Origin of the sequence: Streptomyces antnestii, from assembly GCF_004005495.1 — a bacterium.
In the GTDB taxonomy this organism is placed as follows: domain Bacteria; phylum Actinomycetota; class Actinomycetes; order Streptomycetales; family Streptomycetaceae; genus Streptomyces; species Streptomyces antnestii.
Genome location: NZ_RZYA01000030.1, coordinates 27870 through 51444 on the forward strand (window position 1 = coordinate 27870; position 23575 = coordinate 51444).

24 protein-coding genes are annotated in these 23575 nt (G+C 70.0%); 7 read left to right on the forward strand and 17 right to left on the reverse strand.

Annotated elements, in window-relative coordinates; translation table 11 throughout:
- The first annotated feature begins 130 nt into the window (after positions 1-130).
- A complete protein-coding gene (locus EOT10_RS43310; protein WP_431313365.1) occupies positions 131-226 on the forward strand; it encodes a putative leader peptide in 96 nt (31 codons plus the stop codon).
- Positions 227-544: 318 nt separating this feature from the next.
- Here the strand turns inward: EOT10_RS43310 and EOT10_RS43315 are convergent, their stop codons facing one another.
- Together EOT10_RS43315 and EOT10_RS37820 are read right to left on the reverse strand one after the other, a co-directional pair.
- Positions 545-697 (reverse strand): MBL fold metallo-hydrolase, encoded by a 153-nt coding sequence (locus tag EOT10_RS43315; protein WP_223281445.1) that lies wholly within the window; start codon positions 695-697, stop codon positions 545-547.
- Positions 698-899: 202 nt separating this feature from the next.
- Positions 900-1478 (reverse strand): TetR/AcrR family transcriptional regulator, encoded by a 579-nt coding sequence (locus tag EOT10_RS37820; protein ID WP_127832923.1) that lies wholly within the window; start codon positions 1476-1478, stop codon positions 900-902.
- A gap of 350 nt (positions 1479-1828) precedes the next feature.
- On the opposite strand from EOT10_RS37820, the gene EOT10_RS37825 reads away from it, so the two are divergent.
- Entirely contained in the window at positions 1829-3592 is a 1764-nt protein-coding gene (locus tag EOT10_RS37825; RefSeq protein ID WP_127832924.1) for a pyridoxal phosphate-dependent aminotransferase, read from the forward strand.
- A gap of 86 nt (positions 3593-3678) precedes the next feature.
- Complete coding sequence (locus EOT10_RS37830) at positions 3679-4419, forward strand: phosphatidate cytidylyltransferase (protein WP_127832971.1); 741 nt, start codon at positions 3679-3681, stop codon at positions 4417-4419.
- Positions 4420-4550: 131 nt separating this feature from the next.
- Here EOT10_RS37830 and EOT10_RS37835 read toward each other — a convergent pair whose 3' ends face one another.
- The 10 genes from EOT10_RS37835 to EOT10_RS42375 all read right to left on the reverse strand — a co-directional run bounded on the left by EOT10_RS37835 (position 4551) and on the right by EOT10_RS42375 (position 14100).
- Positions 4551-4871, reverse strand: a complete 321-nt coding sequence (locus EOT10_RS37835; protein WP_127832925.1) for a zf-HC2 domain-containing protein — start codon at positions 4869-4871, stop codon at positions 4551-4553.
- A gap of 223 nt (positions 4872-5094) precedes the next feature.
- On the reverse strand, positions 5095-5397 hold the full coding sequence (locus EOT10_RS37840; protein WP_223281446.1) for an anti-sigma factor family protein: 303 nt from the start codon (positions 5395-5397) through the stop codon (positions 5095-5097).
- On the reverse strand, positions 5394-5783 hold the full coding sequence (locus tag EOT10_RS37845) for an RNA polymerase sigma factor (RefSeq protein WP_262985470.1): 390 nt from the start codon (positions 5781-5783) through the stop codon (positions 5394-5396). The genes EOT10_RS37840 and EOT10_RS37845 overlap by 4 nt, the downstream gene beginning before the upstream one ends.
- Positions 5784-6064: 281 nt before the next feature.
- On the reverse strand, positions 6065-6766 hold the full coding sequence (locus EOT10_RS37850; RefSeq protein ID WP_127832927.1) for a response regulator: 702 nt from the start codon (positions 6764-6766) through the stop codon (positions 6065-6067).
- On the reverse strand, positions 6763-8649 hold the full coding sequence (locus EOT10_RS37855) for a PAS domain S-box protein (protein WP_127832928.1): 1887 nt from the start codon (positions 8647-8649) through the stop codon (positions 6763-6765). The genes EOT10_RS37850 and EOT10_RS37855 overlap by 4 nt, the downstream gene beginning before the upstream one ends.
- Entirely contained in the window at positions 8646-9083 is a 438-nt protein-coding gene (locus tag EOT10_RS37860) for a hypothetical protein (RefSeq protein WP_127832929.1), read from the reverse strand. The genes EOT10_RS37855 and EOT10_RS37860 overlap by 4 nt, the downstream gene beginning before the upstream one ends.
- Before the next feature lie 64 nt (positions 9084-9147).
- Positions 9148-10758: a hypothetical protein gene (locus EOT10_RS37865; RefSeq protein WP_189492629.1), complete on the reverse strand. Its 1611-nt coding sequence runs from the start codon at positions 10756-10758 to the stop codon at positions 9148-9150.
- 24 nt (positions 10759-10782) lie between these two features.
- Positions 10783-12459 (reverse strand): ArnT family glycosyltransferase, encoded by a 1677-nt coding sequence (locus EOT10_RS37870; RefSeq protein WP_189492632.1) that lies wholly within the window; start codon positions 12457-12459, stop codon positions 10783-10785.
- Entirely contained in the window at positions 12449-13744 is a 1296-nt protein-coding gene (locus EOT10_RS37875) for a glycosyltransferase (protein WP_127832930.1), read from the reverse strand. The genes EOT10_RS37870 and EOT10_RS37875 overlap by 11 nt, the downstream gene beginning before the upstream one ends.
- On the reverse strand, positions 13738-14100 hold the full coding sequence (locus EOT10_RS42375; RefSeq protein WP_223281448.1) for a GtrA family protein: 363 nt from the start codon (positions 14098-14100) through the stop codon (positions 13738-13740). The genes EOT10_RS37875 and EOT10_RS42375 overlap by 7 nt, the downstream gene beginning before the upstream one ends.
- A 709-nt stretch (positions 14101-14809) precedes the next feature.
- Here EOT10_RS42375 and EOT10_RS37885 point away from each other — a divergent pair.
- The 4 genes from EOT10_RS37885 (at position 14810) to EOT10_RS37900 (ending at position 19007) form a co-directional block, all read left to right on the forward strand.
- Complete coding sequence (locus EOT10_RS37885) at positions 14810-15964, forward strand: S8 family serine peptidase (RefSeq protein ID WP_223281449.1); 1155 nt, start codon at positions 14810-14812, stop codon at positions 15962-15964.
- A gap of 164 nt (positions 15965-16128) precedes the next feature.
- Entirely contained in the window at positions 16129-17121 is a 993-nt protein-coding gene (locus tag EOT10_RS37890; protein WP_223281450.1) for a glycoside hydrolase family 6 protein, read from the forward strand.
- Between the two features lie 288 nt (positions 17122-17409).
- Entirely contained in the window at positions 17410-17751 is a 342-nt protein-coding gene (locus tag EOT10_RS37895) for a response regulator transcription factor (protein WP_127832932.1), read from the forward strand.
- Positions 17748-19007, forward strand: a complete 1260-nt coding sequence (locus EOT10_RS37900) for a glycoside hydrolase family 5 protein (protein ID WP_127832933.1) — start codon at positions 17748-17750, stop codon at positions 19005-19007. Before EOT10_RS37895 ends, EOT10_RS37900 begins: the two co-directional genes overlap by 4 nt.
- 159 nt (positions 19008-19166) lie before the next feature.
- Here EOT10_RS37900 and EOT10_RS42380 read toward each other — a convergent pair whose 3' ends face one another.
- From EOT10_RS42380 to EOT10_RS37920, 5 genes are all read right to left on the reverse strand, one after another.
- A complete protein-coding gene (locus EOT10_RS42380; RefSeq protein ID WP_223281451.1) occupies positions 19167-19796 on the reverse strand; it encodes an ISAs1 family transposase in 630 nt (209 codons plus the stop codon).
- On the reverse strand, positions 19736-20323 hold the full coding sequence (locus tag EOT10_RS42385; RefSeq protein WP_223281452.1) for a transposase family protein: 588 nt from the start codon (positions 20321-20323) through the stop codon (positions 19736-19738). Before EOT10_RS42385 ends, EOT10_RS42380 begins: the two co-directional genes overlap by 61 nt.
- Positions 20324-20326: 3 nt before the next feature.
- Entirely contained in the window at positions 20327-20548 is a 222-nt protein-coding gene (locus tag EOT10_RS37910; RefSeq protein ID WP_127832934.1) for a helix-turn-helix domain-containing protein, read from the reverse strand.
- Positions 20548-21039 carry a DUF2975 domain-containing protein gene (locus tag EOT10_RS37915; RefSeq protein WP_127832935.1) on the reverse strand — a complete coding sequence of 164 codons (492 nt, stop codon included), beginning with the start codon at positions 21037-21039 and terminating at the stop codon, positions 20548-20550. The genes EOT10_RS37910 and EOT10_RS37915 overlap by 1 nt, the downstream gene beginning before the upstream one ends.
- 532 nt (positions 21040-21571) lie before the next feature.
- Positions 21572-23392, reverse strand: a complete 1821-nt coding sequence (locus EOT10_RS37920; protein ID WP_223281453.1) for a glycoside hydrolase family 15 protein — start codon at positions 23390-23392, stop codon at positions 21572-21574.
- Positions 23393-23575: the final 183 nt, after the last annotated feature.

A 23575-nucleotide genomic window follows, 5' to 3' on the forward strand; every position in this document is an offset into this window, starting at 1 on the left:
TCCTCGGCAGGAGAGGATCAGGCCCTGCGGCGCGTCTTTGCGTATGTCACCGGCGGACACAGACATCTTCTCGCTCACGGTGCGGACGCCCCCTTGACACCCCGAGTGCCCCATGGGCAAGGTCTTGATCATGAATGCTTCCGCTGATCACCCGTGCGCGGCCTCCGCGCTGGTGGAGCGGCGCCATGTCGATCTGTGCCGGCAGTCCAGCGCCATCTGTCGCTGACCCCGCAGATCTCTCTCGTCTTTCTGGCCTTTCGCAGGCTCCTCCTCCTTCGTGCCGCGCGTTCCGTACTTCTGCGCGTCCGCGCGCACTGACGGGTCGGCCCCTGCCCTCGCGCGCTCCCCCTACCGCGTATACCCGATACCTCCTCCTTGTCCTCCGGGGCCGCCACGCCCGCCGACGCCCGTGACGGCATCTCCCGGCGGCTGTTCGGCGGGCTCGTCGGCGGTGGCGCCCTGACCGCTGTGGCCGCACCGGCTGCGGCTGCGTCGGGCACGACCGAGACAGGCACAACCGTGTCCGGCACGACCACCTCCGGACCTATGAGGCGGCCGGCGGGAAATCGCGCAGTCCGCCGGCGTGGTCGAGGTCGAGGTGGGTGAGCACGATGTGCCGGACATCCTCGATGTCGTAGCCGAGTGCGGCCACTTGGCGCACCGCCGTCTCGCCGGTGTCGAGGACGGGCCTGGCCACGGCCTGGAACCGGCGGCCGAGTGATTGCGCCGGCCGCTCGATATCGTCGTGCCCAATGCCCGAGTCGACGAGTACGAGGCCTGTTCGGTTTCGATCAGGAGGCAGTGGCAGACCATTTCGCCACAACTGAACGGGCTGCCTGCCCCGTTGACGAGCCGACGGCCGAACGGTCGCAAGGTGCCGCAGTTCAGGTGGTGGATTTTCATCGTATGCCCTCCGCGATGGTCTGTCGTAGGTGGACGCCCACCGCGCGCAGTGGCGCGACGTCCCGTCGGGTCCTGGCCAGCAGGAGTCCGCCTTCGATCGACGCGACCAGGACGACGGCCAGTGCCGACGACCGGTCGGCGCCGGCCCCGTGCCCGGCGAGGAAATCGGCGATCACGTCGGTCCATGACTGGTAGACGCTCTCGCAGGCGGTCCTGATCGTGTCGCTCTGTCCGGCGGCATCGAGCGCGACCGTCGCGATGGGGCATCCCGCGGTGAAGTCCGACGCCACCAGGGCATCGGCCAGGTGGTGCACGACGGACTCGACGGCAGCCGCGGGATCCTCGGCCGCGTCGAGGGCTTCCTTGATCAGCCGGCACATCTCACCTCCGGCCAGCGAGACCGCCTCAGAGGCGAGTTGCTCCTTACCGCCGGGGAAATGGAAGTAGAGCGACCCCTTCGGCGCCCCGCCCTCGGCAAGCACCTGGTTGAGCCCGGTGGCGTGGTAACCCTGCGTCTGGAACAGCGTCGCGGCAGTGCGCAGTACCCGTTCCCTGGTATCGGTTCGGCGTGCCATGACAATCAACATACAGACTGGTCTAGTAAGTTGCTGGGCGAAGCGACGAACTCCGCGTGCCCGGCGGGGTGTTGGGCCCGGCCACGGGCTTTGCCCCTCGAACGTCCACCACTGGGGCCCCTCACGACAACAGGACGCGCTTCCCAAGGAGTTGGAAGAAAGTGCGGCCGACCATCCGTGCCGGGGCACCGCCGGCGCCGGTGGTTCGGGCGCCTGCCCGTGGACTCGGCCCTGACCTGGACCGCTTCCCACTCCTGTGCCGTCCGGCTGAGTACGCGTACTCAGGTGCCGTCTGCCGGACTCCTCCATGCTGGGGCGCGAACGCCGGACCGTCTCAGAGGGACATACGCATGAACCACGCCCTGCAGCTGCGCGCTGCCACGCCCAGTGATCACGACTGGATCCACGAGCTGCGGCATCGGGTGTACGCGCAGGAACTGGGCCAGCATCCGGTGCATCCGTCCGGGCGGTTGAGCGACGGACTCGACGGCGACAACGTGTATCTCGTGGCCGCGCGCGGCGACACGCGGATCGGGTTCGTCAGCCTCACCCCGCCGTGGGTCGGCCGCTACTCCCTCGACAAGTATCTGACGCGCGATCAGCTGCCGGTCCTGACCGAGGAGGCGCCGTTCGAGATCCGCGTCCTGACCGTCGAGGAGCGCTGGCGGTCCACCGCGGCGGCGCCCCTGCTCATGTACGCGGCGCTGCGCTGGGTCGCGGCGCGGGGCGGGCGCCGGGTGGTGGCGATGGGGCGCACGGAGTTGCTCGACATGTATCTCGCCGCCGGGCTGCGGCCGGTGGGGCGCACGGTCCGCTCGGGTGCGGTCTCGTTCGAGGTCCTCACCGGCTCCGTGGCCGAGCTGACGAGGACGGCGCGGGAGCGTCATGGCCGGATCCTGGAGCGGTTGCGGGCGGGCCTTCACTGGCGGCTCGATGTGCCCTTCGCGCCGCGTGCGGACGGCTGTGAGCACGGCGGGGCGTTCTTCTCCGCGATCGGTACGGACTTTAGGACCCTGGCCCGCCGTCACGAGGTGGTCGCGGCGGATGTGCTGGATGCCTGGTTCCCGCCGTCCCCGGCGGTCCGCGCGGTGTTGTCCGAGGATCCGGGGTGGGCGGCCCGGACCTCGCCGCCGACGGGCGCGGAGGGACTGCTCGCCCAGATCGCCGCCGTCCGCGGGCTGCCGGTTCAGTCGCTGGTGGTCGGGGCGGGCTCGTCCGATCTGATCTTCCGCGCGTTCGGCCGGTGGCTGACGCCCCAAAGCCGGGTGCTCCTGCTCGATCCGGGTTATGGGGAGTACGCCCATGTCACCGAGCGGGTGATCGGCTGCCGGGTGGAGCGGCTGCGGCTGCGCCGGGAGGACGGCTGGCTGCTCGACCCGGCCCGGCTCGCCGCAGCGACCGGCGACGGGCGGTACGACCTCGTGGTGGTGGTCAACCCGAACAACCCGACCGGCCGCCACGCCCCGGCCGACGCGCTGCGCGCGGTGATCGAGGCCTCGCCCGCGCGGACCCGGTGGTGGATCGACGAGGCGTACCTGGGCTATGTCGATCCGGGGGACTCGCTGGCCGCTCTCGCCTCGGCCGACGCCCGGGTCGTGGTCTGCACCTCGCTGTCGAAGATGTACGCGCTGTCGGGGATGCGGGCCGCGTACCTGGTGGCCTGCCCGGAGGCGGCCGGAGAGCTGCGGCGCTGGACACCGCCGTGGCCCGTGAGCCTGCCGGCCCAGCTGGCCGCCGTGACGGCGCTGCGCGACGGGGCGTACTACGCGGAGCGCTGGGCCCGCACCCCTGTGCTGCGCCGCCAACTAGCCAACAGCCTCAAGGAGTTGGACGGGTTCTCGTCGGTCGACGAGGGGGTGGCGAACTTCCTCACGGTGACCTTGGCGCCGGACGGACCGAGCGCGGCGCGGCTGGTGCACGCGTGCCGGCGGCACGACGTGTTCCTGCGTGACCTGTCACCGATGTCCCCGGCGTACGAGGGGCGGACCGTGCGGATCGCCGTCCGCGACACGGCGGAGAACGCGCGGATCGTGGCGGCGTGCCGGAGCGCCCTGGACGCGCTGCGCACGCCGGCCGCGGTGCTGTCGGGCGCGCCGGGAAGGGCCTGGCGGTGACGACGGTCGCCGGGACGGGTCTGGCGGTGACGGTCGCCGCTCTCGTGCCCTGCCTCAGCGGGGCACTTGTGGTCGCAGGCGTCGCGGTGGCGGCGACCCGGCGCCGTGAGCTGATGGTCCGCTGGTGCGTGTGGGCGCTCGCAGTGCCCCTGGTGACCGCCGCGTTCTGGCTCGGCCGGCCGGGGATCGCGGTGCTCGCGGCCGTGGTCGGTGTGGTCGCGGTGGCGGAGTTCGGCGGGCTGCTCCGGCTGGGGCCCCTGGACCGGGCGATGCTGGGCGCGGCGCTCGTCGCACTCGTCCTGACCGCCTGGCTGGCCCCCGGACAGCTGCTCCGGGTCGCGGCGGCCGGGGCGCTCGCGATCGCCGGGGTGCCGTTGCTGTCGGGCGACGCGGAGCACGGGCTGCGCCGCCTGGGGGCGGGCCTGCTGGGGCTCGTGTGGCTGGGCGCCCTGGCCGGCCTCGTACCGTCCGGCGCCCTCGGCCTCGTCCTGTTCGTGGCCGTGTCGATCGCCGACATCGTCGCGTACGCGGTGGGGCCCCGTCTCGGCGGCCCCCGGCTCTCCCCGCTGTCGCCCGCCAAGCGGTGGAGCGGCACGCTGGCCGGGGCCGCGGCCGGTCTCCTCACGCTGGCCGTGCTGTCCTGTCTGACGTGGCAGACGGCGGTGGCCGTGGCGGTCGGCGGCCCGCTCGGGGACCTGCTGGAGTCGATGGTCAAGCGGGGCGCCCGCGCCAAGGACGCCGGCCGGTGGCTGCCCGGCTCCGGCGGCCTCCTCGACCGGATCGACTCCCTCCTCGTCGCTCTGCCGGTGCTGTGGGTGCTGGGGTGAGCGGCCAGGGAAGAGGGCGAAGGGTGTGGTCTGTCGCCGGTGACGTTCACGGTGACGTGGGGGGTGCGTGGCGAGTGGCGGCTTGGCCGTAGTTCTCGTAGCGCCGTGTTCCGGGGGACGTGTCCGGATCGCTACAGAGGCAGGTGGCTGTCACCGGCTGGGGAGCGGTCGTCCTCGGCATCCGGGCCGGGGCCCAGCAGGGACTCTCCGAATGCGCGCAGCCGCTCCACCGCCCGGGGGTCGGGCCTCTCCTGCCGGGCCAGTGACTTCTTGATCTCGCGGTACAGGTCGGCCTCGAGCAGGCAGTCGTGGCAGTCGTCCAGGTGGGCCAGCACCTGTTGGGTGGTGGCCTCGTCCGTTTCGCCGTCCAGGTGAGCTTGCAGGACGCGGATCACCGGGGCGCAGCCCGTCGTCCACCGCGCCGTGTCCCGCCGTCCCGGCCACAGCCTCATTGTCTACCTCTACCTCGCCTCGGTCTCGGACCGGCCGCCGTGTCGGCGTCGGCACGGGCGCGCACGACCGCCCCGCCCGGGCACGCCCGGCCGGGGTCCCGGACCGCTACGTACGCGGGGTCGACGCCCGACGACAGCCTTTCCGCATGCAGGAAACCCGCCGACAGCGCCGCCACATTCCCTCTGCCGTCGGTCGGGGCCGGTGTGGGCGGCTCGGGGCAGGTCAGTCGCCGGGTGCCTGATGCGGTGGTGTTCTGTCGGCACGGCGCAGCAGGCCCTTGGCGAAGCCGCGGAGCCGGTCGGCTGCGCCGGTGTCGGGCTGTGCCCGGCAGGCCAGGGCGTCTTTGATCTTGCGGTAGGTGTCGGCTTCCAGTCCGCAGTGGTGGCAGTCCTGCAGGTGGGCGGCCATCGGGCGGGTGGTGACCTCGTCGGTCTGTCCGTCCAGGTATGCCTGCAGGGTTGTGGTCACTTGTGTGCAGTTCATCGCGTGCTCGGCCGGCTGTCCCTCCTTGGGCCGCTTGCTCACCGTTCACCTCGGCCCGGCACCAGTCCGGCCGCTTTGAGCTGGAGGAGGATGCGTCGGCGTGCCCGGCGCAGGCGGCTCGTCACGAATGCCTCGCTCACGCCCAGCAGCCCTGCCGTTTCCGCGTACGAGAGGCCGTCGATGTCCACCAGGCGGATCACTTGGCGGTAGGTGAGGGGCAGGGCCGCCAGCGCGTTGTCGACCACGGCGTGAAACGCGGGTGATCCGGCGGTGTTCTGCCGGTCGGTGCGTGCCTGGCGCATGAGGGTCAGCAGCCACGCGCGGGGCTGGTGGCCGTCGTAGCGGTCGCATGTCTCGTATGCGCGCCGCAGGGTGTCGCGTACCAGTTCCTCGGCGTGGTCCGGTCGCGCGGTCAGTGTGGTCGCCACCCGTAGCAGTGTTTCCACTTCAGGCAGGATGCACTGGGCGAATGTGCGGTCCCGGTCCGTCCGGGTGCGCGGCAGCTGTTCCTCCACGATGACGGAAACCCTTCGCTTTTCAAGCCCGCAATCCGTTGCCCTGCGACCACGACGGACGTGGTCCGAGACTAGCTGCTGATGGGGGTGGCGTCCTGGCACGCGGCGGTCGCGGCGTTCTTCTTCGCCTCGGCGTCCGGCCGTTTTGCGAGGGCGGTGGTGAGGGTCCCGGTCGGGGCCGGGGTGGTGGGGTGTCATGGTTCGGGTGGCTGTGGTGGTGGGGCGGGCGGGGTGGGGCGAAAGCCCCAGTCGGCGGCTTTGGCGACGGCTTCCAGCTGGGAGCGTGCCTCGAGTTTTTCCAGGATGCCGCGTACGTGGGTGCGTACGGTGGCGTAGCTGATGGTGAGGCGGTCGGCGATGGCCCGGTTGTCGAGGCCCTGGGTCATCAGGGCCAGGATTTCCTGTTCCCGGGCGGTCAGGCTCTCCAGGCGTTCGGTCTGCTGGTCGGTGAGGCGGGCGCTTTCGCGGTGGCGGGCGAGGACTTCCATGAGGGTGCGGGCGGGGATGAGGGTTTCGCCTGCGGCTGCCGCGCGGATGGCGGCGGCGATCTCGTCGCCGCCCGCCGATTTGAGGAGGTATCCGCTGGCGCCCGCCTCGACCGCGGCCAGCAGGGCGGAGTCGCTGGTGTCGGCGCTGAGGATGACGACGGCGATGGCGGGGTCGTGGGCGCGGATGCGGGCTGCCGCGTCCGCGCCGGTGCCGTCGGGCAGCCGGTAGTCGATCAGTGCCAGCTGCGGGGACAGCTGCTGTGTCATGGGCTCGGCTTCGGCGACGGAGTCGGCCCAGCCGACCACGGTCAGGTCGTCGTAGTCGTCGAGCAGGGCCCACAGTCCCTCGGCCACGGCCCGGTGGTCCTCGACCAGCAGCACCGTGATGAGGTCGGGTGGGCTGTTCATGGCTCGGTGTCCTTCGGCGCGCTCGCGCCACCGTTGCCCTCCGTCCCGGGTTCCGCGAGTGGCACCCAGAACTCGACGGTGGTGCCGCCGCCCGGTTCGCTCTCGATGCGGCTCCAGCCTCCCGCCATCTGTGCGCGTTCGTGGATGAGGGTGAGGCCGAGGTGGCCGGGGCGGGACTCCACCTCGAGGGGGTCGTAGCCCACGCCGTCGTCGACGATGCGCATCAGGCAGCCGTCGTCGACGCCGAGCAGCTGGACGCGGACGGTCTTCGCCCGGGCGTGCTTGGTGACGTTGATGAGGGCTTCCTGGGCGGTGCGGTAGACCAGCACCATGGTCTGGACGGGCAGGGTGGTGGGGAGCCGGTCCTCGAACTTGGGGTGAATGCCGGTCTCGGCGTGCATCCGGTCCAGGAAGGTCTGCAGGGCGGTGGCCAGGCTGCCGTGTTCCAGGCTGGAGGGCCGCAGGTCGAAGATGAGCTGGCGCAGGCGGCTGAGGGAGAGTTTGAGGGTCTCGTCCAGCTTGTCCATCACCTGTACGTCCTTGGGGTCGGTGAGGCGTCTGCGCAGTTGCTGCAGGCGCAGGCCGGCGGCGGTGATGACCTGGATGGTGTCGTCGTGGATGTCGGCGGCGATGCGTTTGCGTTCCTCCTCCTGGACGTGGATGAGGTGGCTGAGCAGGGCCTGGCGGTCGCGGTCGGTGCCCTCCAGGAGTTCGAGGCTGCGTTCGAGGACGAACTGGGCGCGCTGTACCTCGGTGATGTCTCTGACGGTGAGGACGGTGAACATGCCTTCGGGGGTGCGCAGGGGGCTGACGCTGACGTCGGCCGGGAACTGTTTGGTGTCCTGGCGGCGGCCGACCAGTTCCACGCTGTGGCCGGCCGGTTCCTGGCGCGGGTCGGTCCAGTCCCGCAGTGAGACCGTGAGTGGCTGGTCGGGCAGGAGTGTCTCCAGGCGCATGCCGAGCAGTTGTTCGCGGCTGTAGTCGAAGAGGGTCTCGGCGCGGGGGCTGGCCTGGTGGATGCGGCCCTCGGTGTCCACGACCATCATGGCGTCCGGGGAGGATTCGACGAGCTGGCGCAGCCGGTCGCCGGTGGTGGCGGACTCGCTCAGGTCGGTGACGTATATGACGCGGCGGTGGCCGCCGCCGCGGAGTCGGCCGCCGCCGATCTGGGCGGGGAAGCGTGAGCCGTCCCTGCGCTGCGCGGGTGTCTGCGTACCCGGTGTGAGGGCTTGTTCGTGGGGGGTGGTGTGTTCGGGAAACAGGTCCGCGAGTCGTCTGCCGCGCAGTTCGGCGGCGCTGTAGCCGAACATGCGCCGGGCCTGGGTGTTGGCGAGTTCGATGCGGTCCAGGGGTCCGGTGACGAGGACTCCGCAGGGGGCTTGTTCGAACAGGCGCAGGCATGCTTTCTCGTCGATCGATACGGTCGGGCGGGTGTCGGGGGTGTGGGGTGTGGGGGGGCGTCCGAGGGGTTTGAGGCAGGCTTCGGCGAGTTCGGCCGACATGCTGAACTGGCCGCGGGCGGCGCGGGTGATGGCTTCCAGGATCTCTTCGGCGGGTGCGCCTTTGACGAGGTAGCCGACGGTCCCGGCGGCCAGCACGTCGGTGACCGCCTCGCGGTCGGCGTAGGCGGACAGGGCCAGGATGCGTGTCTGTGGGGCGCGTTCGCGCAGGGTGCGGACGGTGGTGGCGGCGTCGCCTTTGGGCATCTGTACGTCCAGGAGCAGGACGCGGGGGTGTTTCTGGCTGGCTGTGGCGATGGTCTGTGCGTGGTCGACGGCCAGGGCGACCAGTTCGAAGGCCGGGTGGGAGGCGACCAGGTCGGCGAGTGCTTCGCGGACTTCGGCGTCGTTGTCGGCCACCATGACGGGGATGCGGTGGGTCATGGCTGTCCGCTCCCTCCCAGTACGGCGTCGGGGAGGTGGCGGGTGCCGAGTTCGTCGCGCCGGCACACTCCCAGGAAGGGCATGACGGCGGCGACGGGGGCGATCAGGACGTCGTAGTGGCCGCCGATCCGGTCGCCGGCGGCGATCGCCATCACCGCGTCCCAGACCGCTGCCCAGAACGCCCAGTCGTGCCGGTGGTGGCTGGTGGCCGCGTCCAGGGCGGTGCGGCGGGCCACCGAGGCGGCCACGAGGATGCGGTGGCGTTCTTCGTCGGTCGTGGTGCGCCGGACCTGTGCCCATGCCTCGGCGCGGGTCTGGCTGGAGGTCTGCCGCCACAGGGCGGCGACCTCGTCGATCTGCTGCGGGGACAGGTCCTCGATATGGGTGAGAAACTGCAGGACCCGTCGGCTGTTGGGCCCGAAGACGACACTCACGGTGTTCTCCTCACATGTCTGTCGCCCGGCGGCTGCGGGGCACCTCCCCGCTCGCCGCCTTGGCCTACTGCCCCTGGCCCTGCTGGCCCCCCTGCTGCTGTCCTCCCTGCTGCTGGCCGCCCTGCTGCTGGCCGCCCTGCTGCTGTCCTCCCTGCTGGGAGTTGACGGAGGCCTTCGCGGAAGCACCGCTCTTGCTGCCGACGAGTTTGAAGGACACGCCTCCTTCGTCCGCCTTGGTGATCAGGTAGGAGCCGGCGGCTTCGGCTGCGCCCTTGGCGTCGACGGGGAAGGTGGCGATCTTCTTCGCGTCGCCGTTCGGGCCGCCGGCGTAGAGGGTCACGGTCTCGTTCGCGGCGAAGCCGCCCACGTAGAAGCTGACCGCGGTGCCGGCCTTGCCGGAGTAGGTGCTGGGATCGGCGGTGGGGGTGTAGGGCAGGACGTCGAAGCCGGCGCGGACCACGGCCCGGGTCCGGTCGCCGATCGCGGTCAGGCTCTGAGTGCCTTCCAGGCCGAAGGGCACGTCGAAGCTCACGGAGCCGACGTTGCCGTTGGCGTCGGCGTTCGAGGTGAAGGCCGGGATGCCGTTGGCGCTGTTGATGTAGAACAGGACGCGTTCGGAGGGGGCGAATCCGGCGGCCGACACGGTGATCTGCTTGCCTGCCTTGAGGGCGTACGGCGACGACTTGACGGTCGGGTACAGGCCCAGGACCTGGAACGGCGCGGTGGCCGTGGTCTTGGACTTCTCTCCGACGAGGATCAGTGTGCTGGTGCCGGTGGGGGCGACGCCGACCTTGATGTCGGCGCGGCCGATGCCGCCGGATCCGTCGGTGGTCAGCGTGGCGTCCGGTTTGCCGCCGACCCGGCCCCAGAAGACGTCGACCTTCTCGCCGGCGCCGAAGCCCCGCACGCTCACGGAGACGCCGTCGCCGGGCTTGCCGACCAGCTTGTTGATCTTGAGGGAGCCGACCACGCCGCCCGAGACGAGCTGGGCCTCGGCCACATTGTTCGCGTTGCGCTGCTGCACGACCAGCGTGGCGCCCCTGCCGATGTTTTCGGGCAGGGTGATCTGTGTGTTCAGTGACCCGGTCCGGTCGGTCTTCGCCGTGCTCAGGCCCTGGCCCTTGGTCTGTTTCGCCGAGGTCTTCAGCAGCAGGTCCACGGTGGACTTGGCGTCGAATCCGGCGCCCTCGACGCTGGCCGTGCCGCCGGGGGTGACCAGACCGGGGTTGACCACGATGATCGGCCCGGACTGCCGGGGGATCTTCTGACCCCCCAGGCGCACGGTCTTCGGTTTCTGCGTGGGCTGCTTGATCTGTGAGGGCACGCTCTTGTTGTGTTCGGACTTACCGCCGGTGGTGTTGAGCGCGCCGCCGAAACCGCCGCTCTTCGCGATCACCTGGACGAGCGAGCCGACGGCCACCAGGGCCACCGCGATCAGAGCGACCCTCTTCCACGTGAACCGCCGCCGCGGCTGTTGCCCGGTGGCCCCGGCGTCTGTGCCGGCGTCCGTGCCGGCGTCCGTGCCGGGCGGCCCTTCGCTCGTGTCGGACTGCTCGGGTATGCCCCTGCGCCCGTCCATGCGGCTCTCACGGCTCTCGCGGCTCTCGCGGTTCTCGCGGTTCTCGCGGTTCTCGGAGTTCTCGCGGTTCTCGCGGTTCTCGGGGTTGTCGGGCATGTCGCTCACCTCCTCGGCCCGGGACTAACCGACCCGGTAGATCTGCAGCTTGATGCCGCCCTGACTTGTTTCCCAGACCATCGTGGAGTTCTTGAGCGCGGCCAGGATCCAGTTCTCGCGGCCGTCGCCGTTGTTGCCCTGTATGGCCTGCCGCATCTTGTTGGACATGATGATGTAGTCGACGTTGCGCCAGTTCTTGGCGAAGAGCTTGTCGCGCACGGCAGGGTCGGAGGACGCGTTCCAGTGGGAGTGCGCGGAGGGGTAGAAGGGGCGCACGTCGTGGAGGGCGCTCCACAGGTCGTCGTCCATGATGATCCGCGCGTTCGCGGGGACGTTCTTGCGTATCCAGGCGACCTGCTGCTCCTGCATGCGGGTCAGGTTCAGTCTGGGCTGGTACTGGTCCGCGACCGCCACACGGCCCTCGGTGTTGATGGTCAGCAGGTAGTGGGTGGTGGGGACGAGCAGCAGGACGGAGGCGGCCACGGCGGGCACCGCGATCCTCAGCCGGGGGCGGAAGCGCCCCAGCAGCCGGTCGGTGACCAGGCCGATGCACATCGCGAACAGCGGGATCATGGGCGCGATGTAGAAGTCCAGCACCACGCTGCCGCGCACCAGGTAGAAGGCGTAGGCGGCGGTCATCGTGGCGACGATCAGGAAGCCGGGATCGTGTTCTCGGTCTTTGAAGCCCCAGTACAGGGCGGCCGCCATGGCGAGCAGGCCGAACAGGAGGAACGGTGTGTCCTTGATGAGCCAGCTGGTGTACAGGTAGCTGCCGGAGCTGAGCAGGGAGCCCTGGCTGCGGTTGAGCTGCCACCACAGGGTGTAGAGCAGGGACACGTGGTCGGCGGGGGGGTTGTTCAGGTCGAAGTCGAAGCCGGTGGGCAGGAGTTCGTTCTTCAGTATCGCGTACAGGACGTACACGCCCACCGGGATGGCCACGGCGAAGGGGAACAGTGAGGTGGCGAAGCGGCGCTGGGGGGAGCTTTTGATTCTGCGGTGCAGCAGGTACAGCAGGCTGGGGACGAAGAAGACGGCGTTCTCCTTGGTGATCAGGGCGATCCCCAGCGCGGCCCCGGCGCCCAGTGCGTGACGGATCCTCAGGTCGCGGCCCAGCAGGCAGTACATGCCCAGCAGGGTCCAGAACATCATCAGGTTGTCCAGGAGGACCTGGCGTTGGTAGTAGATGGCCAGGGGGGAGACGTTGTAGAGGAATGCCGCCACCGATGCCGCCAGGATGCTCCCGGACAGGCGGCGCATGATCTCAAAAAGCAGGGCGACGCTGGCCAGGTGCACCAGCAGCATCAGGAACCGGCCGGTGTTGACGGCGTTGCCGAACGTCTCGAACTGGTTGGGCAGCGGGAAGGCCCAGCCGGCGAGCTGGATCCAGCCGCCCGGCGCGTGGTCGTAGTCGTAGGTGTACGGCGACAGGCGGGTCTGGCGTACCAGGGACCATGCCCGCTGCATGTAGATGCCTTCGTCGGTGAGGTACAGCGGGTACTGGAACAGGTGCCAGCCGTGGGTGAGCAGGCCGGTGAACACGGCGGCGCCCAGCGCGATCTGTCCGCGCCGGTTCAGCCGGGGGAACCGGCCCGTGATGATCGCCGGCTGCGGGCGCCGGGGTGCGGGCGGTGTGGCCCGCCCGCCGGGCGGGCGGTCCCCGTCGTGGACGACGACCAGGCGTGGCCTGCCCTCATGCGACATGGATGTCCGCCCCCTCGCCGTGGGCCCGGTGGGCGCCGACGTGCTGGGTCTTCTCCCAGTTGGTGCGGCCGGCCAGCTGCCGTCGCATGGCGCGGGTCGCGGCGTAGGCGAGGACGAGCTGGTACGGGTACCAGGCAACGGCCATGCGCAGGACGGCTCTGGGGGTGGCCTGCAGTCCGTGGGCGTCGGCGAACTCGTACAGTCCCACCGCCTGGGTCACGAAGTGTGCCAGGAGCATCAGCACCGGCAGGGAGGACACGAGCGCGACCAGGACCGGCACCTTCAGCAGGAACATCGTGGCCAGGGAGACGATCAGGTACACGCCCAGCAGTGCCTGCCCGTGCGGGAAGGCGAGTACGTAGAAGGCCAGCCAGCGCTGTTTGCGGGTGGGCATCTGTTTCCAGGTGCCCTTGTGCAGGGTCTGCATGAAGCCCTGGCTCCAGCGGGTGCGCTGGCGGATGAACTGGCCGAGCGTGGGCGGGGTCTCCTCCCGGGTGACGTACCGGTCGTCGTAGACCACCCGCACCCGCTCCCCCGCGGCGGACACTCTCAGGCCCAGGTCGGCGTCCTCGGTGAGGTTGTGGTCGTCCCAGCCGCCCAGGCGCACCAGCAGCTCGCGCTGGAAGAAGACCGTGTTGCCGCCCAGCGGGATGGCCCCTTCCAGGGCGTGGTAGTGCAGGCGGCTTTTGAACCAGAAGAAGTATTCCAGGACGTTCAGTGCGGAGTACCAGGTGGACTGATAGTTCATCAGCTGTACGCCGGACTGGACCACGTTGACCCGGTCGTTGATCATCACGGTGTTGACCAGCTGGAAGATCGCGGGGTGGATGTCGTCCTCCGCGTCGAAGATGGTCACCACGTCACAACTGGCGTGCGGCAGGGCGGTGTTGAGGCCGTGCGGTTTGTTGATGGGCTGGTCGTCGAAGACGATCACCTCGACGTTGTGCACGCCCTCGCGGGCGACTTCGGCGATCTCCTCCTCGGCCTTGTCGATGGTGCCGGTGTCGTCCGCCGAGCAGATGACGAAGACCTCGAGCAGGTCGGGCGGGTAGTCGCAGCGCACCACCCGGTCGATGGTGGTCTTGATGACGTTCTCTTCGTGCCGGGCCGGGAGCATGACGGTGAAGGACAGCTCGGGCGGCAGGAAGGTGTCCGGCGCCTTGGCTTTCGCCTCCGCCTCCGGCTGGTCCCAGGTGTAGAGCATCAGATACAGCACGTGGGCCGACTGCACGGTGAGCAGGATGGAGACCACGGTCAGTGCGGCGTACAGGAGGAACGTCAGCATGGGCTGCTCCCCCGGGGCCGGCTCCATACCCACAGGGTGCTGAAGGTGTAGTTGACCGCGAAGGCGGCGCCGATCGCGAGGACGTTCGCCACCACGAGGGGGACTCGGTCGTGCACCAGGGCCCACAGGAGAGCCACGTTGACGGCGAGGCCCGCGAGCATGGAGGCGTTGAACCGCACGAACCGCCGCAGCGAACGCACGTCGGTGTGGAAGGTCCAGCGGGCGTTGAGGACGTAGTTGTGGATCACGGCGAGTTCCACCGCCGTGGCCGAGGCGGCGATCAGCGGCAGGTGCAGGAGGCGGTGAAGGGCGTACAGGGCCACCGTGTTCACGATCATGCCCATGCCGCCGACCACGGCGAACCGTAGGACCCGGGGCGTGGGCAGTACCCGGGGCGTGGGCAGGGTCCATCCCCGCCCGCCGCGGGGTGGGAGGGTGGCGCGGGGTGTGGCGCGTGGGGGTGTGGCGCGGTGTGGGGGTGTGGCGCGTGGTGTGGCGCGGGGGGACGGCTCCGGCTGCGCCGATGGCTCGCGGGGAGGGGCGGGCGCCGGGCGCTCGTGGTGGCCGGCGGACGCCGGGCGCTCGTGGGGAGCGGCGGACGCCGGCGGCTCGCGGTGGCCGGCAGAAGCCGGTCGCTCGTAGGGAGCGGCGGACGCCGGTCGCTCGCGGTGGCCGGCAGAAGCCGGTGGCTCGCGGGGAGGGGCGGGAGCCGTTCGGGAGTGGTGCATCGCGGATCCTCCAAGCGGGAGGGCACTCCTTGGCCCCGCCCGGCGGGCCCTCCCGCACACCACCCTGCGCGACTGGGCAGGGTGCGGACATCACGTGAACGGGGGATCCGGGCTCCCGCTTTCGGGGGAGGACTTTCATACCCCCCTTTTGGGGGAGGCGCGGATCGGCCCGCCAAATGGAGGGCGGCGAGGGGTGTGGGGTTCCCCCGAAGAGGGGATCTGCCCCTCCCCCGTTGGCGGGTGCAACGTCTGACACCGGCCGTGGACGCTGGGGAGTGCGGTCCGCCCCTGCCAGGGCGGGTCTTGCTGACACTCATCAGGGGTAGGGAGCGTCATGATGGCAGGTCCCACAGCTGCGGGCGCCGTACTCGCCGGGCGCACCCTGGTCGGTGCCGCGGCCTGCGCACTGCTTTTCACCACCTCGTTCACCATGGCCCCGGCCGGTCCCAGCTCGACCGTCCTGACGGGTTCGGGGTCGCTGCGCGGGTCGGAGTGGGCCCTGTCCGCGCTCAGGGCCGACCGCGCCTGGCAGACCAGCCGGGGACAGGGCGTGACGGTCGCGGTGATCGGCACCGGGGTCGACGCCGCGCATCCCGACCTCAAGGGACGCGTCGTCAAGGGTGCGGATCTCACGGACGGCGCGAGCGGCGACGGCACACGCGACCAGGGCGTGACGGACGTGCAGGGCACCCATGCCGCGGGCATCATCGCCGGAACCGGCCGCAACTACCACGGGGACGGCGTGTACGGGCTGGCTCCGCAGGCCCGCGTCCTGCCGGTGCGGGTCTACCGGGACAGCGCACCCGTGGCCGCGGCGACCGCCGCGGGCATCAGGTACGCGGCACGCAAGGGCGCCCAGGTCATCGACGTCGCCGTGTCCTTCCGCCGGCCGAGCAAGGAGCTCCGGTCGGCGGTCGCCTACGCCGTGCGGCGCAACTGTCTGGTCGTGGCCGGCGCGGGCGACACCGGCCAGAGCGGGAACGCGGTGTCCTACCCGGCCGCCTACCGGGGCGTGCTGTCGGTCGCGGCCACCGACAAGAAGGGCGGCCTGTGGCCCGACTCCCACTACGGCCGGGACGTCGCCCTCACCGCGCCGGGTGTCGACATCCTCACCACGGCCCGCAACGACGACTACTGGACGGGCTCCGGCACCGCGTACGCGGCGTCCTGGGTCGCCGCGTCCGCCGCGCTGGTGCGCGCCGAACATCCACAATGGACCGCCGCCGGTGTCGCCAAGAAGCTGACGGACACGGCGAGCCACCAGACGTCCGCCCATGACGACGTCCACCACGGCTACGGGACCGTCGACCCGGCGCGGGCCCTGACCGCCAGCGCCTCCCCGGCGGCGGACCCCCAGCACCGCACCGCCCCCCGGTCCTCGGACACCGGCCCGATACTCGTGGTGGTGGCCGTGACCGGCGCCCTCCTCGTACTGGCCGTCCTGGCATGGTTGCTGATCCGCCGCAGCGTCACCCCCTCGGACCAGGAGTGACGCCAGGCCCCTCGAGGGGCCCCGCCGGACCAGGAGCGACGGCAGGCCCCTCGAGGAGCCCCGTCGGACCCGGAGCGACGGCAGGCCGCTCGAATGGTCCCTTCCCTGAGCGTGCGCGCCCCGAAAAACCGGCCCCGGGGCGCGCGCATCAACGTGGCTGGAGGGTGCGGCTGGCAGCATTGCTGTCCGCTCTCGGGCTCCTGCTGACCGTGACCACCGCGGTGACCAACGCCCCGTTCGCGCCGGGCCTCCTGCACCCCGGCGCCGCACCGACCGCCCTGCCCGCGCCGCACTACCCCGCCACCACCCGCCTCTATGCGGCCCCCGACACCCCGGCCGCCCTGTGGGTACGCGAGCACTCCGGGGATCCCCGGGCGCGGGTCCTCGCCGGGCGCATCGCTTCCAGGCCGCAGGCGTCCTGGTTCACCGACCCCGATCCGCTGAAGATCGAGGGCCAGGTGCACGCCGTGGTCGACGCCGCCCGGGCCCAGCGCGCGCTGCCGGTCCTGGTCGCCTATGCCGTGCACCGCCGCGACTGCTCCGGACACAGCACCGGCGGCACCGGCGGCGCCGCCGCCTACCGTGCCTGGATCGAAGGCTTCACCCGCGGCATCGGCACGGCGCGGGCGCTGGTGATCCTCGAACCGGACGCGCTCGCCCTCACCGACTGCCTCAGTGGCCGCGAGCGGCGCGAACGGTTCGCGGCGCTGTCCTACGCGGGCCGGATGCTGCACGACGGCGCCCCGTACTCCCGGGTGTACTACGACGCGGGAAACTCCGGCTGGCATCCCGCCCCCACCATGGCCGGCCGCCTCAGGCATGCCGGCGCCACCCGGTACGCGGACGGCATCGCCCTTAACGTGTCGAACTTCAACCGGACCCGCGACGAGATCCGCTACGGCCGCTTGGTGCTGCGGGACCTGGGCGTCTCGCGCCTGGGCATGGTGATCGACACCAGCCGCAACGGCGCCGGCCCGGCCCGGGGCCATCACGCCTGCGATCCTCCCGGCCGGCGGCTGGGGCAGCCCCCCACGACCGGCACCGGCGTCGCCGGCGTCGACGCCTACCTGTGGGTGAAACCCCCCGGTCAGACCGATGGCTGCACCGCGGCAGCGGGAACCTTCGACGCCCAGTACGGCTACCTGCTGGCCCGGTGACACGGCCACACCCCCTTGCCCGGGCGCACGACAGCGCCGGCAGCCGGGGCACCCCCCTCCCCCGCCCCACCCACATCCCCCTCCCTCTCGCCACCCACATCCCTCCTTATATCCCCACATAACGCATATACGCCACTAACGGCCGAATTCGGGCTACCTCAATTGAGGTAGCCCGAATTCGGCCGTTTGATGTGTGCTGAAATCACTCGCCCGTACGGCGATTCGATCACGGCTCCTTCCCTAAATTTGTGGGCATCGCAGAAAAAAGCCCGAAGGAGCCCGCCGCCCATGAAACGAATTCTCATCGTGGAGCCTCATCCGCAGGTATTGGCGGCTCTCGCCGACCTCGTACAGGACGAGCCCGGATGTGAACTCGTGGGCGCCGTGGCCACCACAGCGGAGGCGTTGTCGCTGGTCAGCGGTGAAGCCCCGGATGTGGTTCTGATCGACGCGGATACGCCGGACCGGCGGTCCGGGCAGTTCGGTGAACTCCTTCCCACGGCTTTGCTCGTCCTTCTCACCGCCGCGATCGAACCGCCCAGAGAATGCCCAAAGTCTTCGGCGAAAACACCCACCGTCAGCATTCTCAAGACCGCGATCCCCGAATTCCTCAGGAGTCTCAGCGCATGAATTCCCCCATGGAGAACCACACCGACCAGGCCACGCCCGCGAAGAGGCGAGGTCTCACCCGGCGGCACCTGGTACTCGGTGCCGCGGGGGCAGCCGTCGCGATCGCCGCGATCGGCGGAACCGTCACCGCGCTCACGGCGAACAACGCCGACGCCTCGGGCAAGGGAAGCCCCGTGAGCGGCGCCCTGCACACCAAGGGCGGCGACATCGTCGACGCGAGCGGCAAGAAGGTGGTCCTGACCGGCGTCAACTGGTTCGGCATGGAAACCGGCACGTTCGCCCCGCACGGCCTGTGGAAGCGCAACCTGGACTCCATGGTCCAGCAGATGGTCGACACCGGGTTCAACACGGTGCGGCTGCCGTACTCCAACGAGCTGTTCGACGCGAAGAGCAAGCCGAACGGCATCGACTTCAAGCAGAACCCCGAGCTCAAGGGCCTCAACGGCCAGCAGATCATGGACAAGGTCGTCCAGAGCATCACCCAGCACGGGATGATGGTCATCCTCGACCAGCACCGTCCCGACCAGTGGGGCCAGAGCGAGCTCTGGTACACCGACAAGGTCTCCGAGAGCAAGTGGCTGTCGGACTGGAAGACGCTGGCCGCCCGCTACAAGAACAACGACAAGGTCATCGGCGCCGACCTGCACAACGAGCCGCGCGGCCAGGCCACCTGGGGCGACGGCAACCCCAAGACCGACTGGAAGATGGCCGCCGAGAAGGCCGGCGACACCATCCACTCGGTCAACAAGAACTGGCTGGTCTTCGTCGAGGGCAACGACAAGTACAAGGACGAGTCGACCTGGTGGGGCGGCGAACTGCGCGGCGCCAAGGACCACCCCGTCAAGCTCAAGGAAGCCGACAAGGTCGTCTACTCCGCCCACGACTACGGCCCCGGCGTCTACAACCAGAACTGGTTCATGGACAAGAGCTTCCCCAACAACATGCCCGCCTTCTGGGACAAGCACTGGGGCTTCATGAAGAAGAGCAACACCGCCCCCGTGCTGCTCGGTGAGTTCGGCGGCAAGAAGAGCACCGGCAACAGCACCGAAGCCGTCTGGCAGAAGAGCCTGATGCAGTACCTGAAGAAGAACAGCATCAGCTACACCTACTGGTCCTGGAACCCCGACTCCGGCGACACCGGCGGCGTCCTCAAGGACGACTGGACGACCGTGGACCACGGCAAGCAGGCACTGGTCTCCACCTACCAGACCCCGCTGCCCCAGGCAAAGAAGACTGCAGGCCAGGCCTCGCAGTAAACCCCACCCACCCCCACACACGGCTGAGGCCGCGGGCCACACGCCCGCGGCCTCAGCCGCACACCCAGCCACACCCGGCCCGCGCCATACACGGCCCCAGCCGTACACGGCCCGCGCCGTACAGGGCTTCGGCGTAGTCGTGTGACGTCCGTTTCGTGATCACGTGAGTCCGAGGAGGGCGAGCGGTCGAATGGCGTCGCGGGCGTTGCGCCGGAGGCCGGCGGCGATGCTGCTCTTTCCGGCGAGGCGAAGGGCGCCGATGGCGAGGTTGCGCCAGGTCGCCATGGCGCGGGGTGCGGAGCCGGTTCGCAGCTGGGAGGCGTCCTCGGCGAACGTCACGTCTCGGACGTGACGCAGGGCTTCGATCTTCCAGTGACTGCGGACCAGCCGGGAGAGCTCGGCGGGTGTGCCCTGTTCCGCAGCAAGGCTGGTGACCGCATAGACGGTCTTGATGCTGACCTTGCCGGTCTTGCGGCCCATTCGGCGGCGCTTGAGCTGGATGGCCTGGCGGGCACCGGGAAAGAGCAGGCTGTTCACCGTGCACACCTTGATGCGGCGGATCTCGCCGCGGCCGTGGCCGGTGTCGCGGGTGCGGCCCTGCAGCAGGATCCGCTTCCAGGGAAGGGATTTGAGCTGCTTGTGGAGCTGCTTGTGGAGCTGCTTGTGGAGCTGCTTGTGGAGCTGCTTGTGGAGCTGCTTGTGGAGCTTCTTCTGGTTCCCTTTCGCGATCACGATGCAGTGCGCGCCCCGGCCGAGCAGGTAGCTGGCGGGCTCGCGCTGGGTGTGCATGGCGTCGGGGTCACGATCACGCCCGCCAGAAGGTGGTCGCAGGCGGCGAGCAGATGAATCTTGCGGCCCGTGGCCCTGGCCGCTCCGCGCAGGGTCTTGCCGTCGACCGCCACTGCGTGCATCTGACCGTCGGCCCCAGCGCGCCGGTCGGCCGGCCAGCGGCCCACCGCCCGGCCCAACGCGTCGCCGTCGATGCGGCCCAGCAGCCGTCGCACCGTCGCCTGCGCTGGCACGCACCGCTTTGGGGACAGCGGATCGGGCCGTACGCCAAGGCGCTCCAGGACGGACGGCGGGGCGTCGGTGATCCACTCACCCACCGCCGGCAGGGAGGTCGCTCCGGCCAGAACCGCGCACGCGGTCAGCGCAAGCACCGCGACCAGAGCGTGCCGTACGCCGCGCGGATCGCGAGGGTCTGGCACCTCGGCCAGTCGCTCCCGCAGGCCCGGGATCTCCTCAGGTACGGCCCCGGGATGCTCGCGGAGTTGGTCAAAGGCGAGCGGGATCGGCGATGACGCGTCGGCAGGCACGGTTCATTCGCCCGCGGTGTCCTCGGTCTCCCAGCGCAGCAGGTCGCCTGGCTGGCATGTGAGCACCTCGCAGAGGGCGGCGAGCGTGGTGAAGCGCACCGCCTTGGCGCGGCCGTTCTTGAGTACCGCCAGGTTGGCGGGCGTGATCCCTACGCGGTTCGCGAGGTCGCCCACGGACATCTTCCGCCTGGCCAGCATCACGTCGATGTCGACGACGATCGGCATCAGATCACCTCGTCCAACTCGGCCTGCATCTGCGCCGCTTCGACGTCACGCGCGACGGCCTGGGCGAGCAGCATCCGCAGCACAAGCACGATGAGCGCGACCCCCAGGATGGCCACGCCGACCCCGCCCATGATGAGGGTGACGCCCGGGTCGTCCCGCTGGCCCGGCGCATTGAGTGCCGTGACCGCGAACCACACGAGGGCAGCCGCGACGATCGCGCCGATCACGATGTCCACGTACCGGAAGGCGGCGTGGGAGAACACGGTTCCGCGTCGCACCATCGATACCAGCCGCCATACGCAGACCACGGCGACCTGGACCGAGACCATGCCCAGGATCGTGATCACGCGCAGCGGGGTCAGCGGAAGCGACCCGTCCTCCGGATCGCTCCCGGTGACCAACGCCCACACCATCCCGGCCTGTACGAACACGGTGCCGGCGAGCATCACCACGAGCACGGCGCGCAGCGCACCCACTGTCAGCTTTCCCATGACCCATCCTCCCATCGAGTTACGATGGAAATCTATCGAATCTCGATAGGCTGAGCAAGGGATGACAGGGAAGGGCTGAGAGGGAGGTGCGCGGCGGTCTCGCACGATGGCGGGGTACCGCCGCCGCCCCCTCCCATGGCATGGCGTACACGCGAAGGTTCTTGCTCTTGTCGAAGTTGGCCTCGCTCAGCCACAAATCGGACGCCATCCGACTACGCCGAAGCCTTGCCCCTCCGTACACGGCCCCTCCGGTGCACGGCCCCTCCTTACACGGCCCGCGCCGCACTACGCGGCCCCTGCGTACACGGCCCCAGCCGTACACAGCCCCAGCCATACACGACCCGCGCCGTACGCAGCCTCAGCCGTACGCGGACTGCTCCGTACGGCGCGGCCCCAGCCATACACGGCCCGCGCCGTACGCGGCCCCAGCCGTACGCGGCCCGCGCCGTACTACACAGCCTCTCCGGTGCACGGCCCCAGCCGTACACGGCCTCTCCGTACGCGGCCCCAGCCGTAAGCGGCCCGCGCCGTGCTACGCGGCCTGCGCGCGGCCGATCGCCCAGGCCGCGTTGACCAGGCCGATGTGGCTGAGCGCCTGCGGGAAATTGCCCAGCAACTGCCCTCCCACCGGATCCACTTCCTCGGAGAACAGCCCGACGTCGTTGGCACACGCGGCGGCCCGCTCGAACACCTCGCGCGCCTGGCTCACCTCCCCCGTCAGGGCCAGCGCATGGGCCAGCCAGAAGGAACACATCACAAAGGCCCCTTCCTCACCCGCCAGACCGTCGTCCACCCGCTCATAACGGTGGACCAGCCCGCGCGGGCCCGTCAGCCGCTCCCGCACAGCCGCCACCGTGGCCCGCGCCCGCGGATCGTCCGGCAGGACAAAACCCGTGATCGGCAGCATCAGCGCCGAGGCATCCAGCAGATCGGAACCGAGCGCCTGACTGTAGGACCCGGCCCGCCTGCTCCAGCCGTGCTCCTCGATCGCCGTACGGACCTCCGCCCGGGCCACCGTCCAGGCAGGCACCCGGCCGCCCGCATCCAGCTCATCAGCCAGAGCAATGGCCCGATCCAGCGCCACCCAGCACATCAGCTTGGAATACACGAAGTGCTGCGGCCGGCCACGAACCTCCCAGATACTGTGGTCCGGCTCCCGCCAGTGCGCCGCCGCGGCATCGGCCAGACTCATCAAAAACCCCCGGCCATGAGAATCCAGCCGGCTCACCCGGCCGCGAAACAGATAGGCCGCATCCAACAACTCGCCATAAATGTCGAGTTGACGCTGACGCCACGCATCATTACCGATACGCACCGGACGGCTGCCACCCCACCCCGACAGATGCCCCAGCGTGTGCTCGGTCAGCTCACGCTCACCACCCACCCCATACAACACCTGCAGCGGATTACCGTCAGCCGGCCCTTCCGCGGAAGCCGTACGCGCCATCCACGTGAAAAACGCCTCCGCCTCCCCCGGACAGGCAGCAACCGACAACGCACGCAGCGTGAACGACGCATCCCGCACCCACGAAAACCGGTAATCCCAGTTCCGCTCCCCCCCGACAGCCTCCGGCAACGACGTCGTCGGCGCCGCAACAATCGCACCCGTCGGCGCATACGTGAGCGCCTGCAGAACCCGGCCACTGAGATGCACCGCATCCTGCCACGGCCCCTCATAGCGCTGATTCAACGCAGCCCACGACCGCCAGGCATCCAGCGTCACCCCCAACGCCCCCTCAATATCCTCCTGACTCCACACCCGCCGCCGCCCACCCACCGGCACATACTGCAGAGCAAAACCCACCCGCTCCCCCGCATCCAGCCTCAACTGCCCCCGCGCCGTCGCCCGCCCCTCAAGCCGCACCGGCGACGACAGCATCAACGAACCCGAACCAAAGGGACACAACAACCCGCCATCAGCCGGCGCCAGCAACGGCCGCACCGCCCCGTAATCCGGCCGCGGCGCAAACTCCACCGCCAGCCTCACCGACCCCCGCGTGCACTCCACCACCCGCACCAACACATTCGGCACCACACGGCCCAACACCCGGCCACCCTCATTCGGCCCCGCAGCCAACGCATCCGTGACCTCGACCGTCCCCGAATCGGTACGAAACTCCGTCCGCAACACCATCGTCGGCCCCACATACGCCCGACGCACCGTAAAAACACCCACCGGACGAATCCACCAGTGCCCCGCCGAACGATCCAGCAACCGCGCAAACAACGACGGCGCATCGAAACGAGGCAGACACAACCAGTCCACCGACCCGTCCCGCGCCACCAACGCCGCACCCTGGCAATCCGACAACAACGCGTAATCCGCGATCGGCCGCTCCTGCACACCCACCACGCCAGAAACCGGCGAACGAACAGGGCGCCCATTCACCACAGAACCCGGTGAGAACGCTACCGAAGCAGGGCCCCTCGTCCATTGAGGGATCTCAGTCACGGCACCTCCCTGAACACGAAGCGGCACCGGCCGACCGGGAAGGAAACCCGCTGACCCAGCACACACATTCCCTCACCTGAGACC

Coding starts and splice junctions, on each gene's coding strand:
- EOT10_RS37885 (WP_223281449.1), top strand. CDS start 14,810: ATGGCAGGTCCCACAGCTGCGGGCGCCGTACTCGCCGGGCGCACCCTG.
- EOT10_RS43310 (WP_431313365.1), top strand. CDS start 131: ATGAATGCTTCCGCTGATCACCCGTGCGCGGCCTCCGCGCTGGTGGAG.
- EOT10_RS37850 (WP_127832927.1), bottom strand. CDS start 6,766: ATGAACAGCCCACCCGACCTCATCACGGTGCTGCTGGTCGAGGACCAC.
- EOT10_RS37915 (WP_127832935.1), bottom strand. CDS start 21,039: ATGGGAAAGCTGACAGTGGGTGCGCTGCGCGCCGTGCTCGTGGTGATG.
- EOT10_RS37855 (WP_127832928.1), bottom strand. CDS start 8,649: ATGACCCACCGCATCCCCGTCATGGTGGCCGACAACGACGCCGAAGTC.
- EOT10_RS37875 (WP_127832930.1), bottom strand. CDS start 13,744: ATGCTGACGTTCCTCCTGTACGCCGCACTGACCGTGGTCTCCATCCTG.
- EOT10_RS42380 (WP_223281451.1), bottom strand. CDS start 19,796: ATGCACACCCAGCGCGAGCCCGCCAGCTACCTGCTCGGCCGGGGCGCG.
- EOT10_RS37865 (WP_189492629.1), bottom strand. CDS start 10,758: ATGCCCGACAACCCCGAGAACCGCGAGAACCGCGAGAACTCCGAGAAC.
- EOT10_RS37895 (WP_127832932.1), top strand. CDS start 17,410: ATGAAACGAATTCTCATCGTGGAGCCTCATCCGCAGGTATTGGCGGCT.
- EOT10_RS37900 (WP_127832933.1), top strand. CDS start 17,748: ATGAATTCCCCCATGGAGAACCACACCGACCAGGCCACGCCCGCGAAG.
- EOT10_RS37825 (WP_127832924.1), top strand. CDS start 1,829: ATGAACCACGCCCTGCAGCTGCGCGCTGCCACGCCCAGTGATCACGAC.
- EOT10_RS37870 (WP_189492632.1), bottom strand. CDS start 12,459: ATGTCGCATGAGGGCAGGCCACGCCTGGTCGTCGTCCACGACGGGGAC.
- EOT10_RS37910 (WP_127832934.1), bottom strand. CDS start 20,548: ATGCCGATCGTCGTCGACATCGACGTGATGCTGGCCAGGCGGAAGATG.
- EOT10_RS37835 (WP_127832925.1), bottom strand. CDS start 4,871: ATGAGGCTGTGGCCGGGACGGCGGGACACGGCGCGGTGGACGACGGGC.
- EOT10_RS37820 (WP_127832923.1), bottom strand. CDS start 1,478: ATGGCACGCCGAACCGATACCAGGGAACGGGTACTGCGCACTGCCGCG.